Annotated in this window: 18 protein-coding genes; 12 read left to right on the plus strand and 6 right to left on the minus strand. The window is 60.8% G+C overall.

The window, feature by feature from the left end; translation table 11 throughout:
* Window positions 1-9: 9 nt before the first annotated feature.
* The 12 genes from CO660_RS20705 to CO660_RS20760 all read left to right on the plus strand — a co-directional run bounded on the left by CO660_RS20705 (window position 10) and on the right by CO660_RS20760 (window position 10563).
* Window positions 10-306: an STAS domain-containing protein gene (locus tag CO660_RS20705; RefSeq protein WP_064809596.1), complete on the plus strand. Its 297-nt coding sequence runs from the start codon at window positions 10-12 to the stop codon at window positions 304-306.
* Window positions 303-668 carry a chemotaxis response regulator CheY1 gene (cheY1, locus tag CO660_RS20710; protein ID WP_003570362.1) on the plus strand — a complete coding sequence of 122 codons (366 nt, stop codon included), beginning with the start codon at window positions 303-305 and terminating at the stop codon, window positions 666-668. The genes CO660_RS20705 and cheY1 overlap by 4 nt, the downstream gene beginning before the upstream one ends.
* A 17-nt stretch (window positions 669-685) precedes the next feature.
* Window positions 686-2959 carry a chemotaxis protein CheA gene (locus CO660_RS20715; RefSeq protein WP_097600316.1) on the plus strand — a complete coding sequence of 758 codons (2274 nt, stop codon included), beginning with the start codon at window positions 686-688 and terminating at the stop codon, window positions 2957-2959.
* A gap of 4 nt (window positions 2960-2963) precedes the next feature.
* Entirely contained in the window at window positions 2964-3431 is a 468-nt protein-coding gene (locus tag CO660_RS20720) for a chemotaxis protein CheW (RefSeq protein WP_011424005.1), read from the plus strand.
* Entirely contained in the window at window positions 3428-4336 is a 909-nt protein-coding gene (gene cheR, locus CO660_RS20725; protein WP_097600317.1) for a protein-glutamate O-methyltransferase CheR, read from the plus strand. Before CO660_RS20720 ends, cheR begins: the two co-directional genes overlap by 4 nt.
* Window positions 4333-5376: a protein-glutamate O-methylesterase CheB gene (cheB, locus tag CO660_RS20730; RefSeq protein WP_085776940.1), complete on the plus strand. Its 1044-nt coding sequence runs from the start codon at window positions 4333-4335 to the stop codon at window positions 5374-5376. The genes cheR and cheB overlap by 4 nt, the downstream gene beginning before the upstream one ends.
* The gene (locus CO660_RS20735) at window positions 5377-5766 is read left to right on the plus strand and encodes a response regulator (protein WP_011424008.1); all 390 of its coding nucleotides are present in this window, start codon (window positions 5377-5379) and stop codon (window positions 5764-5766) included.
* Window positions 5763-6320: a chemoreceptor glutamine deamidase CheD gene (gene cheD / locus CO660_RS20740; protein ID WP_085776941.1), complete on the plus strand. Its 558-nt coding sequence runs from the start codon at window positions 5763-5765 to the stop codon at window positions 6318-6320. The genes CO660_RS20735 and cheD overlap by 4 nt, the downstream gene beginning before the upstream one ends.
* 16 nt (window positions 6321-6336) lie before the next feature.
* Entirely contained in the window at window positions 6337-6726 is a 390-nt protein-coding gene (locus tag CO660_RS20745) for a hypothetical protein (RefSeq protein ID WP_097600318.1), read from the plus strand.
* Between the two features lie 196 nt (window positions 6727-6922).
* Window positions 6923-8614, plus strand: a complete 1692-nt coding sequence (gene fliF, locus CO660_RS20750) for a flagellar basal-body MS-ring/collar protein FliF (RefSeq protein WP_085776942.1) — start codon at window positions 6923-6925, stop codon at window positions 8612-8614.
* A 447-nt stretch (window positions 8615-9061) separates the two neighbouring features.
* Window positions 9062-9808, plus strand: coding sequence for a LuxR C-terminal-related transcriptional regulator (locus CO660_RS20755; protein WP_097600319.1), 747 nt, complete (start codon window positions 9062-9064; stop codon window positions 9806-9808).
* An 8-nt stretch (window positions 9809-9816) separates the two neighbouring features.
* Complete coding sequence (locus CO660_RS20760) at window positions 9817-10563, plus strand: helix-turn-helix transcriptional regulator (RefSeq protein ID WP_085776944.1); 747 nt, start codon at window positions 9817-9819, stop codon at window positions 10561-10563.
* Window positions 10564-10610: 47 nt separating this feature from the next.
* Here CO660_RS20760 and CO660_RS20765 read toward each other — a convergent pair whose 3' ends face one another.
* The 6 genes from CO660_RS20765 to motA all read right to left on the minus strand — a co-directional run bounded on the left by CO660_RS20765 (window position 10611) and on the right by motA (window position 15913).
* On the minus strand, window positions 10611-11051 hold the full coding sequence (locus tag CO660_RS20765; protein WP_097600320.1) for a hypothetical protein: 441 nt from the start codon (window positions 11049-11051) through the stop codon (window positions 10611-10613).
* Between the two features lie 5 nt (window positions 11052-11056).
* Window positions 11057-12136: a flagellar biosynthesis protein FlhB gene (gene flhB, locus CO660_RS20770; protein WP_097600321.1), complete on the minus strand. Its 1080-nt coding sequence runs from the start codon at window positions 12134-12136 to the stop codon at window positions 11057-11059.
* 232 nt (window positions 12137-12368) lie between these two features.
* The gene (gene fliG, locus CO660_RS20775) at window positions 12369-13409 is read right to left on the minus strand and encodes a flagellar motor switch protein FliG (protein ID WP_085776947.1); all 1041 of its coding nucleotides are present in this window, start codon (window positions 13407-13409) and stop codon (window positions 12369-12371) included.
* A gap of 27 nt (window positions 13410-13436) precedes the next feature.
* Entirely contained in the window at window positions 13437-14024 is a 588-nt protein-coding gene (fliN, locus tag CO660_RS20780; protein WP_097600322.1) for a flagellar motor switch protein FliN, read from the minus strand.
* Between the two features lie 65 nt (window positions 14025-14089).
* Entirely contained in the window at window positions 14090-15040 is a 951-nt protein-coding gene (locus CO660_RS20785; protein WP_097600323.1) for a FliM/FliN family flagellar motor switch protein, read from the minus strand.
* A complete protein-coding gene (gene motA / locus CO660_RS20790; protein WP_097600324.1) occupies window positions 15041-15913 on the minus strand; it encodes a flagellar motor stator protein MotA in 873 nt (290 codons plus the stop codon).
* Between the last annotated feature and the right edge of the window lie 133 nt (window positions 15914-16046).

Consider the following 16046-nt stretch of genomic DNA (forward strand, 5'->3'; position numbering starts at 1 on the left):
GACAAGCTGATGGTAGCAAAGAAGAGTGGCAAGACGCTGAATTTGACAGCGGTGCTGGATCTCAACGAGGCTTCCGCCTTGCGTGAAAAACTCATCTCCCTCAGGGGCAGCGGTCTTTCGATCGACGCATCGGGCGTCGAGCGGATCGGGGCTCTTTGCGCTCAGGTCCTGATGTCCGCCGAGAAGACCTGGGAGCAGGACAAGCAGCCGTTCACCTTCTCCAAGGTGTCCGACGCATTTCACAAAACCATGCAGCTGGTTGGCGTCAATATTGACCACCTGCTTGCCAAGGAGATTCGGCAATGAAGAAAAAAGTGCTTACCGTGGATGATTCCCGCACCATCCGAAACATGCTGCTCGTGACGCTGAACAATGCCGGTTTCGAGACGATCCAGGCGGAAGACGGCGTCGAGGGCCTCGAGGTTCTCGAAGAATCCAATCCTGACGTGATCGTGACCGACATCAACATGCCGCGCCTCGACGGGTTCGGCTTCATCGAAGGTGTGCGCCGCAACGAGAAATATCGGGCGATCCCGATCCTGGTCCTGACCACCGAGAGCGACGCGGAAAAGAAGAACCGCGCCCGCCAGGCCGGCGCCACCGGATGGATCGTCAAGCCTTTCGACCCGGCCAAGCTGATCGATGCAATTGAGCGCGTAACCGCTTAAACCCAGGATTTGCTCCTATGGATATGAACGAAATCAAAGAGATCTTTTTCCAGGAGTGCGAGGAACAGCTCGCCGAGCTGGAATCCGGTCTTCTGAAAATGAACGATGGCGATCGCGATCCGGAAACCGTCAATGCGGTGTTCCGTGCCGTGCATTCGATCAAGGGGGGCGCCGGCGCCTTCGGCCTTGATGATCTGGTTGCCTTCGCCCATGTATTCGAGACCACTCTCGATTGCGTTCGTTCCAACAAGCTCGAGCCGACCCAGGACGTCCTGAAGGTGATGCTGAAGTCGGCCGACGTGCTCGCCGACCTGACCAATGCTGCGCGCGACGGCGGCAGCGTCGATGAAAGCCGCAGCCGCGGCCTCGTCAAGGAGCTGGAGGCTCTGGCCAATGGCGAGCTACCGTCTCCTTCGGCCGAGACGCCTGCACCCAAGGCCGCCGCAAAGGCCGCACCGGCGCCAGCCCCCAAGCCGACCGACGACAGCGGCTTCCAGCCAATCCCCTTTTCCTTCGACGATTTCGTCGACGAGGACGGCGCAGAGACCGGCTTGCCGGCCTACGAGATCACCTTCAAGCCGCGCCACGAACTCTATTCGAAGGGTAACGACGCCACCCTGCTGCTGCGCGACCTTTCGCGCCTCGGCGAAATGACGATCTACTGCAATATGGATGAGCTGCCGGGTCTCGAGGAGCTCGATCCGGAGGCGGCCTATTTCTTCTGGAACGTCACGCTCAAGACCGACAAGGGCGAGGATGCCATCCGCGCCGTCTTCGAATTCGCCGAGTGGGATTGCGAGCTGACGGTGAAGCCGGTCGAGGAGACCCGTGACGCCGCTTCGGGCAACGAGGAACTGCCGATGGTGCCGGTTCCCTTCGACCTGTCGATCCTGGACGAGACCGAGGCAACGGAGAGCGTTTCCGCTGCACGGTCCGAAGCCACGGCCGCTGCCGTCGCCGCCGCCGAGACCGCTTCCAACGTCACGCAGATGGCGGCAGCCGCCGCCCGCGTCGAGAAGAAGGAATCAGCCGCCGCCGCAGCCGCCGCGGCCAATGCCGCCGCCCAGAACAACGCCGCCGGCGCCGGCCAGACAATCCGCGTCGATCTCGATCGCGTCGACCGCCTGATCAACCTCGTCGGCGAGCTGGTTATCAACCAGGCGATGCTGTCGCAGAGCGTCATCGAGAACGACACGACCGGCACCTCCTCGATCAACATGGGCCTGGAAGAGCTGCAGCAGCTGACCCGCGAGATCCAGGACTCGGTGATGGCGATCCGCGCGCAGCCGGTAAAGCCGGTCTTCCAGCGCATGTCGCGTATCGTCCGCGAAATTGCCGACATGACCGGCAAGTCGATCCGCCTCATTACCGAAGGTGAAAACACCGAAGTCGACAAGACGGTTATCGACAAGCTGGCCGAGCCGCTCACCCACATGATCCGCAATGCCGTCGACCACGGCATCGAAACGCCGGAAAAGCGCGCCGCCGCCGGCAAGAACACGGAAGGCACGGTCCGCCTCACCGCCAAGCACCGTTCGGGACGCATCCTGATCGAGCTTGCCGACGACGGCGCCGGCATCAACCGCGAAAAGGTCCGCCAGAAGGCGATCGACAATGATCTCATCCCGGCCGATGCCAACCTGTCGGACGAGGAAATCGACAACCTGATCTTCCTGCCGGGCTTCTCGACGGCCGACAAGATCTCCGACATTTCAGGCCGCGGCGTCGGCATGGACGTCGTCAAGCGTTCGATCCAGGCGCTCGGCGGCCGCATCAACATCACGTCCAAGCCGGGCCACGGCTCGGTCTTCACCATGAGCCTGCCGCTGACGCTCGCCGTCCTCGACGGCATGGTGGTCACCGTCGCGGGCCAGACGCTGGTCGTGCCGCTGACGGCGATCGTCGAAACCCTGCAGCCGGAAGCTTCCGCAATCCATTCCTTCGGTGCGAACCACCGGCTGATCTCGATCCGCAATTCCTTCTGCCCGCTGGTCGATGTCGGCCGCATCCTGAACTTCCGCGCGACCCAGGCCAATCCGGTCGAGGGCGTGGCGCTGCTGGTGGAATCGGAAGGCGGCGGTCAGCGTGCCCTGATGGTCGATGCCATCCAGGGTCAGCGCCAGGTGGTCATCAAGAGCCTGGAAGCGAACTACACTCATGTGCCCGGCATCGCCGCCGCCACCATTCTCGGCGACGGCCGCGTGGCTCTCATCCTAGATGTCGACGCGGTTGTCGGCGCCTCGCGCGGCCAGTCGCTCAAAGCGGAAATGTCGTTAGCAGCGGTAGGGTAAGGGAATGTCGTACGCTGTAAAAAGTCTGAACCAGGGGGATCGCGAGCTGATCGCGTTCCGCATCGGAGATCAGGAATTTTGCGTGAACATCATGTCGGTTCGCGAAATCCGGGGCTGGACCCCGGCGACCGCGATGCCGCACTCGCCTGCCTATATGCTGGGGGTCATCAACCTGCGCGGCGCGGTGCTGCCAATCATTGATCTTGCCGCTCGTCTCGGCATGAAGCCCGCCGATCCCACAGCCCGCCATGTCATCATCGTCGCCCAGGTCCGCCGCAAAGTCGTCGGCCTGCTGGTCGACGCCGTCTCCGACATTCTGACGGTCACCGACGAGATCATTCAGCCGACGCCCGAAATCTCTTCCGACCTCGAGCGCCAATTTGCCCGGGGAATTCTCGCCATCGACAAGCGCATGATCTGCCTGATCGAACTTGAAGCCCTCTTTTCCGAGACCGAAAGCGAAGCCGCATGAGTGCAATGGGTGCAAAAGATCAGAGGCAGGGAGCCGATGAGGTGCTGGCGAGCGGAGAATATCCGCTGACGCGCCGCGACCTCACGGAAATCGCCGCCATGATCTACTCGGATGCCGGCATCTTCCTCAATGAGACGAAGGCCTCGCTCGTCTATTCGCGTCTGTCCAAGCATATCCGCAATCTTGGTCTGTCGGGTTTCCGTGAATATTGCGACCTCGTCGCTTCGCCGGCCGGTGCCGCGGCGCGCCGCGAAATGCTCTCGCATCTGACGACCAACTTCACCCGCTTCTTCCGCGAAAACCATCATTTCGAGCACCTGCGCGACCATGTTCTGCCGGAACTTCTGCAGCGGGCGAGATCGGGCGGCAGGGTGCGCATCTGGTCGGCCGCTTCCTCCGACGGACAGGAACCCTATTCGATCGCGCTGACCGTCTTATCGCTGATGCCGAATGTCGCCGACTACGACTTCAAGATCCTGGCGACCGACATCGATCCGAAAATCCTCGCCATCGCCCGGGCCGGCGCTTACGACGAGAGTGCGCTCGAAACCGTTTCGCCCGCCATGCGCAAGCAATGGTTCAGCGAAGTCGAGGTGCAGGGCCGGCGCAGGTTCCAGGTCGATGACCGCGTCAAGCGGCTGATCACCTACAACGAACTGAACCTGATGGCGCAATGGCCGTTCAAGGGCAAGTTCGACGTCATCTTCTGCCGCAACGTCGTCATCTATTTCGACGAGCCGACCCAGATGAAGATTTGGCAACGTTTCGCCGGCCTGCTGCCGGAAGGCGGCCACCTCTATATCGGCCATTCCGAGCGCGTCTCCGGTGAGGCGAAGCACGTCTTCGACAATATCGGCATCACGACCTATCGCTACACGACCAAGGGTCTCGGGAGGAAGGCATGAGCGCTCCGGCAAGAGTTCTCGTTGTCGACGACTCGCCGACCATGCGGGGTCTGATTACCGCAGTGCTGAGCTCCGACCCGGAAGTCAGTGTCATCGGCCAGGCCGGCGACGCGCTGGAAGCACGCGAGGCGATCAAACGGTTGAACCCCGACGTCGTGACGCTCGACATCGAGATGCCGAATATGAACGGCCTCGATTTCCTCGAAAAGATCATGACGCTGCGGCCGATGCCGGTGATCATGGTCTCGACGATGACGCATCGCGGCGCCGAAGCGACGCTTGCGGCGCTTGAGATCGGCGCCTTCGATTGCGTCGGCAAACCGGGCCCCGGCGAACCCAGGCCGTTCGGCGATCTTGCCGAGAAGGTCAAGGCGGCCGCGCGCACGCAGCGTCAGTTCTCCCAACCGGCGGCCGCCGTCGCGCCCCCGCCTTCCGTGGCCGATTTTCGCGTCGGCCGCAAGATCGTCGCGATCGGCTCGTCCACAGGCGGCGTCGAGGCGCTGATCGCAGTACTGCAGAAATTCCCGGCAAATTGCCCGCCGACCGTCATCACCCAGCATATGCCGCCGACCTTCACCAAGAGTTTCGCAGAACGGCTGAACCGTCTCTGCGCGCCGGTGGTGCAGGAAGCGACCGACGGCGCCCGTCTCGAGATCGGCAAGATCTATCTGGCGCCGGGCGGCGAACGTCATCTCCAGGTCAGCGGCGGCTCTGCCCCGTGCTGCCGTCTAGTCGACCGGGCGCCTGTCAACGGTCACCGCCCGTCCGTGGACGTGCTCTTTGATTCGGTCGCAGAACTCGCAGGCCGCAACGCCGTCGGCGTGATTCTGACCGGAATGGGCCGCGATGGCGCCGCCGGATTGTTGAAAATGCGCCACGCGGGCGCCAGAACGCTCGGCCAGAACGAAAAAACCTGCGTCGTTTACGGAATGCCAAGGGTTGCTCACGAACTTGGCGCCGTCGAGCAGCAGCTGCCACTGACTGCCATCGGTGAAGAAATACTGAAATTGACAGCCGCCCGAAAGGAAGGGACCGAATAAATGTCGATCGCGGAGAAAATCAAAGTTCTGATCGTCGATGATCAGGTAACGAGCCGGTTGCTGCTCAGCGACGCGCTGACCCAGCTCGGTTTCAAGCAGATCACATCCGCTGGCGACGGCGAGCAGGGCATGAAAATCATGACCGAGCAGCCGCACCACCTCGTGATCTCCGATTTCAACATGCCGAAGATGGATGGCATCGGCTTCCTCCAGGCCGTGCGCACCAACCCGAACACCAAGAAGGCGGCCTTCATCATCCTCACCGCCCAGGGCGATCGCGCGCTGGTACAGAGGGCGGCCCAGCTCGGCGCCAACAACGTGCTCGCCAAGCCGTTTACGATCGAGAAGATGAAAGCGGCCATCGAAGCCGTGTTTGGAGCTTTGAAATGATCACTGAGGGGGCAGCCCGCCGCGTGCACATCATTCAGGGCGAGTACAAGGTTCTGAGCGATCCGAATGCGGTTCTCTCGACCATTCTCGGCTCGTGCGTGGCTGCGTGCCTCAGAGATCCCGTCGCCGGCATCGGCGGCATGAACCACTTTCTGCTGCCCGGTTCGGCGACGTCGCCGACATCAGGCGGCGATGCCACACGCTATGGCGTGCATCTGATGGAACTGCTGATCAACGGTCTCCTGAAGCAGGGCGCCCGGCGCGACCGGCTGGAGGCAAAGATCTTCGGCGGCGCAAAGACGATCTCGACGTTCTCCAACGTCGGTGAGCAGAATGCGGCCTTCGCCATGCAGTTCCTCAGGGATGAAGGCATTCCGGTGGTCGGCTCCTCCACCGGCGGAGAGCATGGGCGCAAGCTCGAATATTGGCCGGTCTCCGGTCGTGCCCGGCAATACCCCTTGACCGGCGCCGAAACGCAGAGAACCGTCGCTCTCGAGCAGCAGCGTCCCGCCGCTCCGCAGAAGCCCGCCGAAACCAGTATCGAATTTTTTTGATGGCGAGGATTTTCATATGACATTTACTCCGGTGATGGATCCGCCCGCGCCTGTCGAAGCGCTGAGCGACATCCTGATGCGCATCGTTTCGGAACTCCACGATGTGGCCTACCTGATCGAGCGCATCGAACCGCAGCTACTCGAGCTCGGCGGCGCTGAAATTCTGAACTCGCCGGACGCCATGAAGGTCATGCAGGGCATCGATCTGGCCGTGCAGAAGTCACGCGGCCTTGCCGAATTCATCGACACCATCACCGGCGAAATCCCGCTCGGCTGGACGGTCGACGTCGCCACCGCGCTCAGCCTCGTCAAGCTGGCGGAAATGCAGAAGGCGCTGGGCGGCTCCACGCGCCACGGTCATTCTCAGCCGCTGAGCAAAGCCGCCGGCGACTTCGACTTCTTCTGAAGCGCGCGGTTCCACGCCGCCTCTCGCGCCTCAGGTCCTCTTTTCACGCACGTCGTTCTCGCAAAATCGCTGCGCGACATGCATCAGCCTTTCGCTCCCGCGCGCTCCTCACGAAACGCTCGCACAAGTTTCGCCGATTATTGGTCAGGTGAGGCAATAAGCCTGCTTTGTCTTTGACGGATCGTGCGAGAACAGAATGAATCTGTTAAATCAATTAGTTCAGATATTTAAGAACTTTGGTGCCCTGGGCCGGACGCGCCTGATGATTCTGGGGGGCGTCGGCGCCGTTTCCATCGCAATCATCCTTGCCGCTGCCCTTTTCGTCAACAAACCGGCCCAAGAAACGCTTTACGTCGGTCTCGACGCTCCCGATCTCAACCAGATCAGCATGGCGCTTGCCGAAGCCAACATCAATTTCCAGGTCGGCACGGACGGTTCCAGCATCACCGTTCCCGCCGGTATGACGGGCAAGGCCCGCCTGATGCTTGCCGAGCGCGGCCTGCCGAACAGCGCCAATGCCGGCTATGAACTCTTCGACAATGTTGGCTCCCTCGGCCTGACCTCCTTCATGCAGGAAGTGACGCGGGTTCGAGCGCTGGAAGGCGAAATCGCACGCACCATCCAGTCGATCTCGGGCATAACGGCGGCGCGCGTCCATATCGTCATGCCCGAAGTCGGAAACTTCCGGAAGGCGGAGCAGAAACCGACCGCCTCCGTGATGATTCGCGCCAGCGCCGCCACCGGGCGCGGCGCCGCGACCTCGATCCGTCACCTCGTCGCCTCGGCCGTGCCGGGGCTTGATGTCGATGACGTCACGATTCTTGATTCTGCCGGCCAGCTTCTCGCGTCCGGCGACGAGGCGAGCAATAGCTCGCTGAACCGCTCGCTCAATATCGTCCAGAACGTTCAGCAGGAAGTCGAATCCAACATCGACAAGGCCTTAGCGCCCTTCCTCGGCATGGATAACTTCCGTTCCAGCGTCACCGCCGACCTCAACACCGATGCTCAGCAGATTCAGGAGACGGTCTACGATCCCGAATCCAAGGTCGAACGCTCCGTCCGTTCGACGAAGGAAGCCCAGCAGTCGCAGCAGAGGCAGTCCGACAACGCGACGACCGTCGAACAGAACATTCCCCAGGCGGCCCCTGATGCCGGCGGCTCAAGCGGTCCGGAATCACAGGACAAGTCCGACAAGCGCGAAGAGCAGACCAACTACGAAATCAACAGCAAGACGACGGCCACGACCCGCAACAGCTATCAGGTCGAGAAGCTTTCGATCGCCGTCGTGGTCAACAAAGGCCGCATCGCCAAGATGGTCGGCGAGCCCGCCGACCAGGCCAAGATCGATGCCTATATCGCCGAAATGCAGAAGATCGTCGCTTCGGCGGCCGGCATCGACGCCAAGCGTGGTGATGTCGTCACCGTCACGGCGATGGATTTCCTCGAAAATCAGCTGCTGGAAGACGCCACCGGCGGTGTCCGCGTCATGGATATGCTGAGCCGCAACCTGGCCGGCATCATCAACTCGCTGGCCTTCGTCGCGGTCGCCTTCGTAGTGGTTTGGATGGGCCTGCGGCCGCTGGTACGCAGCGTCAGCGGCAACGGCGTGGGCTCGGTGCTTGGCGACGCAACGCCGGAAGCGGCTGGCCTCGAACTTCCGGACTTCGCGCCCGCGGCCGGCGCCCCTGGAGGCGCCCTCATGGATGGCTTCGGCTCCGATTTCGGCTTCGACAGTACCGAGGATCTGCTCAGCCTCGGCGACGACGACGGCAACTTCAACCGCCGCGTCAAGGAGGGCCCGGAACGCAAGCTTGCCCGCATGGTGGAAATCAACGAGGAGCGCGCCGCCAAGATCCTCAGGAAATGGGCGATCGACGACGCAGCATAAAAGGAGGCCGGGGCAACCCGGCCTTTTTCGTGTTATTCAGGCTTTTCACTACCTGAGCAGGATTGTTACCGGTCGCCCGCAATAGAGCTGATATCTCATTACCCAGTCTGTATTTGGCCGCGGGTGTCGAATGGGGAATAGATCCCATCGCCTCAAGAAATTTGGACAAAACTGTTGAGGATCACTCGCGTAAAACGCGAATGAAGTTGCGGTACAGCCAGAATCATCTTACCCTTTCCAGTATTCTGAGGGGCGCGAGTCGTCCTCGAATCACGGCATGAGCAGCAGCGAAAGTAAATCCCTAGAAGTCGGAGATGGTGATTTACACCGGCTGGCTTACCCTTGAGTGATTCGAAATGGGATTCGAGCGGAGCTTGAATTGAATCCTTTACAAAAAAAATGCTGCTGCACCGAGTTTGATCGTTCCTCAGCCCCAGGAAATTGCCAATGGATATGACGATATCTCAGGCGAGCAAAGGCGAGAGACAAATGGCGAATTTCGCGAGCGTGGTGGCGCCGGCTCTCTTGCCGCGCGACGAGCTGATTCGGCGCCTGCACGGTGTCGCCGACACTGGCAGATTGCAGTCCGGTCTGCGCGCGCTGACGGACTATGTGGGTGCCTCGCACTATCTTCTGGCGCGCTGTGATCTCATCCAGGAAAGCGGCCTCGATTTCATCGTATCGTCTGACTGGCCGTTCGATCTGGTCAAGGATATCGCCAACGATCTGGTCGGCGGTTATGCCCGTTCGACCGAGTTGGAAAAATGCATGCAGGTTTTCCAGCCGAGCTTCGCTCTTCTGCCAGATCACGCCGATGCGCCTGATGGCGCCAGCCGCCAGTATTGCTCATTGACCTTCAATGTCGGCCGCTCGCGGCTCGCCTTGATGTTCCTGTTCGGCGAAGGCTTCATCCTGTCGCCGGAGCGCCTGCGGGATGTGGGACTGCTTGCCGGCTATGTCGCGAGCTTCCTTCGCTGCGGCGGCGCAAGGAACGATCGCGATTTCGAACTGACTGACCGCGAGCTGGAATGCCTTTTCTGGATCGCCGAGGGCAAGACCAGCGACGAGATTGCGATGATTCTCGGAATATCTCGCAATACCATCAACAACTACATCACCAGCGTGATGCGCAAGACGGCGACCAAGACCCGGTCGGAGGCCATTGCCTTCGCGGTCCGCAACAATCTCGTATAGGGGAATCCATGGGACATCCATCAAGCAGGGCGATGAACGGCGCCGATCCGCTGCGCATGGTGCGGATGAACAGGATTTCCAGCCGTTCGGATCTTTTTCCGCGGCTGATTGCGATGCAGAAGCTCGCTGACGCTCAGGGCTTCGCGATCTACCGTGTCAGCGGCTCGGGACTACCGGCAAAGCAGCGGCTTGTCTGCGAGCTCGAGAATTGGGGCCCTTCGAATACCGGTTTTGGCAAGGCTCTCACGGACGCCTATGGCGATATTCTTCTCGACCATATCGAAAAGTCGCTGCTGCCGCTTTCATGGGCCGGCGCTCATGACAGGGCGGCCCCCGGTCCGGCGGATTTCTCGCCCTTCATGACGCGCCTGAAGGATGGAATTCTGCCTTTTTCCGGCCTCGCCTTCCCGGTGCGGCTCGGCGCTGTCGGCAATGGCTTCATCCTTTTCACCGGCGATGATATCGATCCTGCCAGCGATACGATTGTCGAGCTGCACGGCCGCTGCTGCCACGTGATGATGGATCTGCTCTCGCTGGACGAACGCCGCTCGGCGGCCGCCGAAGCGCTGAGCGAACGCGAAGTCGCCTGTCTCCAGCTCGCCGGCGATGGCCGTATCAGCGAAGAGATCGCCGAAAAACTCGGCCTGTCCGTACACACCGTCAATGCCTATCTCGGCTCGGCGACCATCAAGCTCGATTCCGTCAACCGCATCCAGGCGATCGCCAAGGCGATCCGGCTCGGCTACATCAGCTGAACCGGGGGGACGTGACTTCAGGGACGGCGAAAATGCCTTGAGGCAAATCAGCTGGCGAGCGCGCGCGGCGGTTTCACGCTGTAGCGGGATTGCCGAAGGCTCTTTTCCAGAAAGGCAGTATTCTCGTCGGGATCGGAGGAGGGATCTTCGAAGGCGATGTGGTTGATTTCAATGCCGGCATGATTGTCGGCAAGGGTGAGCTGGGCATAGACGGTGACGCCGCGCGGCTTGATTTCCAGGTCGAGAACGACTTCCGGCTTGCCGCCCCATTCCAGCGTATAATTTCCGCCAAGGCCGAAATTGACGGTGCCGGGATGAAAGAAAAGCTCCGCCGCCGAAGCGACGAGATCGGCCAGATTGCCGTAATACTCGAAGCGCAGCAGTGAAATGAGGTCAGAGGCATCCAGAAGGCGCAGTTCGGTGGCGACCGGGCTGATCGCCTCTGCGAGGATCTTTTCACGCTGGGCAGAGTGAGGGCATTTTTTCATTCGGCTTATCTTACCCGTTTGTTCTTGGCGTCTGCGGCGTAGACCCTGTGTATGAGCTCCGCAACGGCCTTATAGAAGACTGACGGTATGACACTATCGACCGAGACTTGCGCAAACATGGAGCGCGCGAGCGGTGGGTCCTCGAACACCGGGATGCCGTTCTGCTCGGCAATCTCCCTGATTTTGAGCGCAATCAGGTCCTGGCCCTTTGCCAGAACGACCGGCGCGTCATTCTCTTCACGCGCATAGCGCAGCGCCACGGCGTAGTGCGTCGGGTTGGCGATGACAAGCGTGGCGCGGTGCACGTTGGCGATCATGCGCCGGCGGGCGCGGTCGCGCATCAGCGAGCGCTGCCGGCTTTTGACAAAGGGGTCGCCCTGCGCCTGCTTGTTTTCTTCCTTCACCTCGTGGCGCGTCATCTTGAGCTCGGTGAACCAGTGATAGCGCGTCCAGAAAAGGTCGGCGATCGCCACGATCGCAGTGGCGATCAGCATGACGATGATGATCTTGCGCATCGCCGTCATCATTCGCACGAGGATTGTCTGCGGATCGGAGAACATGGCATCGATCGAGCCGAAATATTCGCTCCTGAGCACGAAGAACAGGACGACCCCGACGACGACGACCTTGAACAGCGACTTTCCGAACTCGACGAGGCCGGGCAGGCTGAAGAGCCGTGACCAGCCCTTCACGGGAGAGATGCGCGAGGCTTGCGGCCTGATCCGTTCGAGCACAGGCGTCGGCAGGTTCTGGAAGATCGAGGAGGCGATGCCGAAGACCATGAACAGGATGAGGGCGGGTGCCAGCAGCGCCGCGCTCGACCAGCCGAGCCGGACGAAGAGCGCCAGAATGTCCGGGCCCGTCTCGATTTTCCATTGGTCAGGCTGTTCGAAAATGTCGCGCAGCGTTTCGCCCATGCGGCCGACGCTATCGGGAAGGAAGAACACCAGATAGATGAAAGTGGCGAGGATGGTCGCGAAGATCGACAGCTCGCGCGAAAACGGCACATTGCCTTTTTCCGCGGCGTCGGTTCGCTTCTTCGCGGTCGGGGCTTCTGTTTTGCTGTCCTTGTCATCATCTGCCAAGTCGCGGCCCTCCGTCAAAAAAGCAGGCCGCAGCTCATGCGTGCCACCCCGAACCGGGCAGCGATTCTGGGATGACGAGATGCGTCAAAGCAAAAACCCAAAGCGCGCCGCAGAAACCGAGTGCTCTGCGACACGCCATAGAATGCGGCCGATCGATGAAGGGTAGTCGCCTGAGGCGCGGCGATCAACAACGGCCTGTTTGTCGGCCGGATTTGTCAACAGTCTCAGAAGCTCATGCGGCGGCCGAAGCTTCGCCTTCCTTCTCCTTGAGCTCGATCTGGCCTGAGTTGGCCAGGCGAATCGCCTCCTGCGCCACGGCGCGGCGCGCAATGGCGATCTCGCGCGGGTTGACGCCGCCCATGCCGCTCTGCAGATCCGATTCGATCATGCGGCGCTGGCGCGGACTGATGGCGGACAGAACCGATTCGCGGATATCGGCCGGCGAGCCGCGCAACGAGACGGTGAGCACGTCGGTCGAAATATCGTTGAGCAGCAGGACGCGGCTGCGCTGCGGCATGTACATGAGGTCCTCGAAGAGGAAGATCTTCGGCCGAACCTTGTTGACCGATTCGCGGCTGATCGATTCGAGCGAGGTGAGCAGCGTGTCGACCTGCGGCTTGTCGAGCTCGTTCATGAGATCGGCGACCTTCGTCGAGCCGGCAGCGTTGCGCTCTGCCTCGATTTCGGCAAGCAGCGTCATCACCTGGTTCTCGATGATCTGCGCCGCCTTCGGGCTGACGGCCTTCATGTTGACCGTCCGGTTCATGATGTCGGCGCGGCGGTTGTCGGGGAGCTGCAGCAGCACCTTGGCGCCGAAGGCGGAGGGCATCATCGACAGAATATAGGCGACGGTCTGCGGATGTTCGCGCAGCAGGAACTGTGCGACGAATGCCGGCTCGGCCTCGCTGAGGCGATCCCAGATCGAGGTCTCATAGGCTTGGAAGGCCGTGCGGCGGCCGAGCAGGCTGTCCACCTCGTCGGGGGTCAGGCCTTCTTCCAGAATGGCTTCGATTGCTTTGGCATTGTCCATCAGTCCGGCGCCCTCGGTAAAGAGGTCCTCGAACTCGGAGACGAGGGACAGGAGCTCGTCCGGCGGAATGGCGCGCAGCGACTGGGCAGATGCGATAATGGTCTGCAACTCGGCCTGAGTGAAATATTTCAACAGCCGGCCGGCGACACCCTTTCCCATGGCGAGAAGGACCGCCGCCGCCTTTTCAGCCTGGGTCAACGGTTTCCCGGCTAGCGCGCCGCCGAAATCGTCAAAGTCCATCATGGTCTAACCTCTCCGTCCCCACAGGGATCAGGCTTTTTTCGTACTCAAAACTTCTATCAGCTTCACGCCGAATCGGGTGTCGTCGTTATCAAGAACCGTAATCTCGCCGCGTGCAATCCTGCGGCCGTTCACCATGATCTCAACGGGGTCGCCGATTTTCTTGTCGAGAGCGATCGTCGCTCCTTCATTGAGATTCATCAGGCTGGAGACCTGCATCCGGCTGGTGCCGAGCATGATCTGGACATCGATCGGAATGTCCATGATCAGCTCGAAGTTCGAGGTCAGCGCGCTGCCGAGCGGCGCCGATGACGCCTCGAACGAAGAGCTGCCGCCGAAATCCATGCCTGCAACCGGGCTGGCATTGCCTGCGCCGAAATCGCCGCCGAAATCATCGCCGCCGAAAGGGGAATCCGAAATCTCGCCGCCGAAGGCGGCCAGATCCGTTCCTGCCGCGAAGTCGTCATTCTCCAGCTCACCGCCAAACTGCGACAGGTCGCTATCGGCGTCCTTCTTCAGCACGCCGCGCAGATCGTCGATCGCCTGGTCGAGATCGGCTTCGCTGCCCGGCATATCCAGGGAGAGGTCACTGTTCTGCTGTGTTTTCTTCGTTGCCATGAAATCACTATTCCAGTTGAAACTTGCCTCAAACTGCCTTTGCAGCCCAGAAGCCAGAGAACCGATCAATTCATTAAATGACGGATGAGTTCGTCATCCGAGTTCATCGTATCCTTGACGCGGACCATGTAGTTTTCGCCAGAACGCCCGAATTCGCATATATACAATTCCTTGCTGTTGGCGCTGACCTCGACGCGTACGTCGCCGCTGTCGCGGAACGGAATGACGTCGCCGGCCATCAGCTTCGATATGGTGCGCAGCGTCAGGTCCTGTAACCTGATCCTGGCTTCGAGTGTGACATGCGAGCGGCGGACCTGATCGCCCAGCTGTTCGGTCCATTCCGGCGAATTGCCGCCGGTCTGGCGCTTCGGCTTTGGCGGCGTCACCTTGGTCTTGAGCAGCGCCGTCTGTGGAATGATCAGTGCGAATTCTGAAACAATGCCGGCGAGCTTGATCGACATGTTGATGGCGGCGGCAAATTCGTCCGGCTTGTCCTCCGCCGGCCGGGGGCGCGAGTCATGCGCATGCGGGGCCGAAAGACTGGGCTCGAAACCGCCCGGTGCGTTCACCGCCGAGCGCAGCACCTTGGCGATCTTGTCGAAGACCATGACCGCCAGATCGAGTTCGATGACCGAGAGCAGCCGCTCGGCCGGCTCCTCGATCGTATCGGCGGTGGCGCCGAGCAGGTGTTCCATCAACGTGATGACGAAACCGTTGCCGCAGGCAAGCGCGACGTTCTGAGACCAGTTGCGCAACGTCGCGTCGACGAGCGTGACGTTGTGGCTGAGGTCGTCGATCAGGTGGTTCTTATAGCCGATCTCGCAGCCGAGATAGCTGACGGTCACGTCGAGGCCGGTCTCGCTTTTGATGACGTCGGGAAAGAATTCGCTGTAGACATCCCCAAAGGCGCTGCAGATCTTGGCGACCCTGCCCCTGTCTCCGAGCCCGCCGGTCAGCTTGGCGAGAAGGGCGGGATCCATTGCCGGTTTGTCATGTGAAGCATCGCTCATGGTCATTTAAGCCGCCTTGTTCTCGCCGCCCGGGTTCATCATTTCCTGTTCGACGGCATCGATGGACGGACGTTCGTAAGCCGAGATTGTCTTGCGGCCGTATTCGAGAGCGACCTGCGGCACCGAGCCGTTCATATAGGCAAGCAGCGTCTGCTTGACGATGACATAGAGGCGATGCTGCTTGTTGCGGACGATCTTGATCTGGGAAACCAGCGGCGAGCAGACGCAGTAGGACAGGAGAATGCCGAGGAAGGTGCCGACGAGCGCCGAGCCGATCAGATGGCCGAGCACCTCGGGCGAATCGTTGATGTGGGCCATCGCCTTGATGACGCCGAGAACGGCCGCGACGATACCGATCGCCGGGAAGGAATCGCCCATGATCTGGATCGCGTGATAGGGCTTCATCTTGTCGTGCATGATGGTGTTGAGCTCTTCGTCCATCAGCGCCTCGATTTCGTGGCTACGGGCGTTGCCGATGATGATCAGGCGGACGTAATCGCAGATGAACGCCGTCAGCTCCTTGTTCTTCAGCACTGTCGGAGCCTGCTGGAAGATCGTCGATTCGGCAGGATTGTCGATATGGGCTTCGATTTCGTTTCGCGACTTGGTGCGCAGGTCGCGCATCAGCGAGTAGAGCACGCCGAGCGTATCGAGATAGTTCCGCTCCTTCGGAACGGCGTGCTTGAAGGCCTCTGCAAGCGCCTTACCGGAATCCTTTACCACCTTCATCGGGTTCGCCATGATGAAGCTGCCGAGTCCGGCGCCGCCGATGATGAGAAATTCGAAGGGCTGGAACAGCGCGTCCACTTCGCCGCCCATCGCCATGAAGCTGCCGACGATGCAGCCGCAGACAACAATAAATCCGATAATGATGTTCATCGTCAGCCCAATCTGAACGTTGCTTTTCTCTAGGACGGATAGGGTTTCTGCCTTGCGTGAGGCTGATGAAAGGGTCGGTCCGGGCATTTCCACGTGCCAGCTTCGCGCAAGCATCTGTCGCCAATCTAAAGGA

Source organism: Rhizobium sp. L9 (assembly GCF_002531885.1).
Taxonomy (GTDB): Bacteria; Pseudomonadota; Alphaproteobacteria; order Rhizobiales; family Rhizobiaceae; genus Rhizobium.

What these genes read in the sequence shown, in the direction of transcription:
- cheR (WP_097600317.1), top strand. Translation starts at nt 3,428, where the DNA reads ATGAGTGCAATGGGTGCAAAAGATCAGAGGCAGGGAGCCGATGAGGTG.
- fliG (WP_085776947.1), bottom strand. Translation starts at nt 13,409, where the DNA reads ATGATGGACTTTGACGATTTCGGCGGCGCGCTAGCCGGGAAACCGTTG.
- cheY1 (WP_003570362.1), top strand. Translation starts at nt 303, where the DNA reads ATGAAGAAAAAAGTGCTTACCGTGGATGATTCCCGCACCATCCGAAAC.
- cheD (WP_085776941.1), top strand. Translation starts at nt 5,763, where the DNA reads ATGATCACTGAGGGGGCAGCCCGCCGCGTGCACATCATTCAGGGCGAG.
- CO660_RS20765 (WP_097600320.1), bottom strand. Translation starts at nt 11,051, where the DNA reads ATGAAAAAATGCCCTCACTCTGCCCAGCGTGAAAAGATCCTCGCAGAG.
- fliF (WP_085776942.1), top strand. Translation starts at nt 6,923, where the DNA reads ATGAATCTGTTAAATCAATTAGTTCAGATATTTAAGAACTTTGGTGCC.
- CO660_RS20755 (WP_097600319.1), top strand. Translation starts at nt 9,062, where the DNA reads ATGGATATGACGATATCTCAGGCGAGCAAAGGCGAGAGACAAATGGCG.
- CO660_RS20735 (WP_011424008.1), top strand. Translation starts at nt 5,377, where the DNA reads ATGTCGATCGCGGAGAAAATCAAAGTTCTGATCGTCGATGATCAGGTA.
- CO660_RS20745 (WP_097600318.1), top strand. Translation starts at nt 6,337, where the DNA reads ATGACATTTACTCCGGTGATGGATCCGCCCGCGCCTGTCGAAGCGCTG.
- motA (WP_097600324.1), bottom strand. Translation starts at nt 15,913, where the DNA reads ATGAACATCATTATCGGATTTATTGTTGTCTGCGGCTGCATCGTCGGC.
- CO660_RS20705 (WP_064809596.1), top strand. Translation starts at nt 10, where the DNA reads ATGGTAGCAAAGAAGAGTGGCAAGACGCTGAATTTGACAGCGGTGCTG.
- CO660_RS20785 (WP_097600323.1), bottom strand. Translation starts at nt 15,040, where the DNA reads ATGACCATGAGCGATGCTTCACATGACAAACCGGCAATGGATCCCGCC.
- cheB (WP_085776940.1), top strand. Translation starts at nt 4,333, where the DNA reads ATGAGCGCTCCGGCAAGAGTTCTCGTTGTCGACGACTCGCCGACCATG.
- CO660_RS20760 (WP_085776944.1), top strand. Translation starts at nt 9,817, where the DNA reads ATGGGACATCCATCAAGCAGGGCGATGAACGGCGCCGATCCGCTGCGC.
- fliN (WP_097600322.1), bottom strand. Translation starts at nt 14,024, where the DNA reads ATGGCAACGAAGAAAACACAGCAGAACAGTGACCTCTCCCTGGATATG.
- CO660_RS20720 (WP_011424005.1), top strand. Translation starts at nt 2,964, where the DNA reads ATGTCGTACGCTGTAAAAAGTCTGAACCAGGGGGATCGCGAGCTGATC.
- CO660_RS20715 (WP_097600316.1), top strand. Translation starts at nt 686, where the DNA reads ATGGATATGAACGAAATCAAAGAGATCTTTTTCCAGGAGTGCGAGGAA.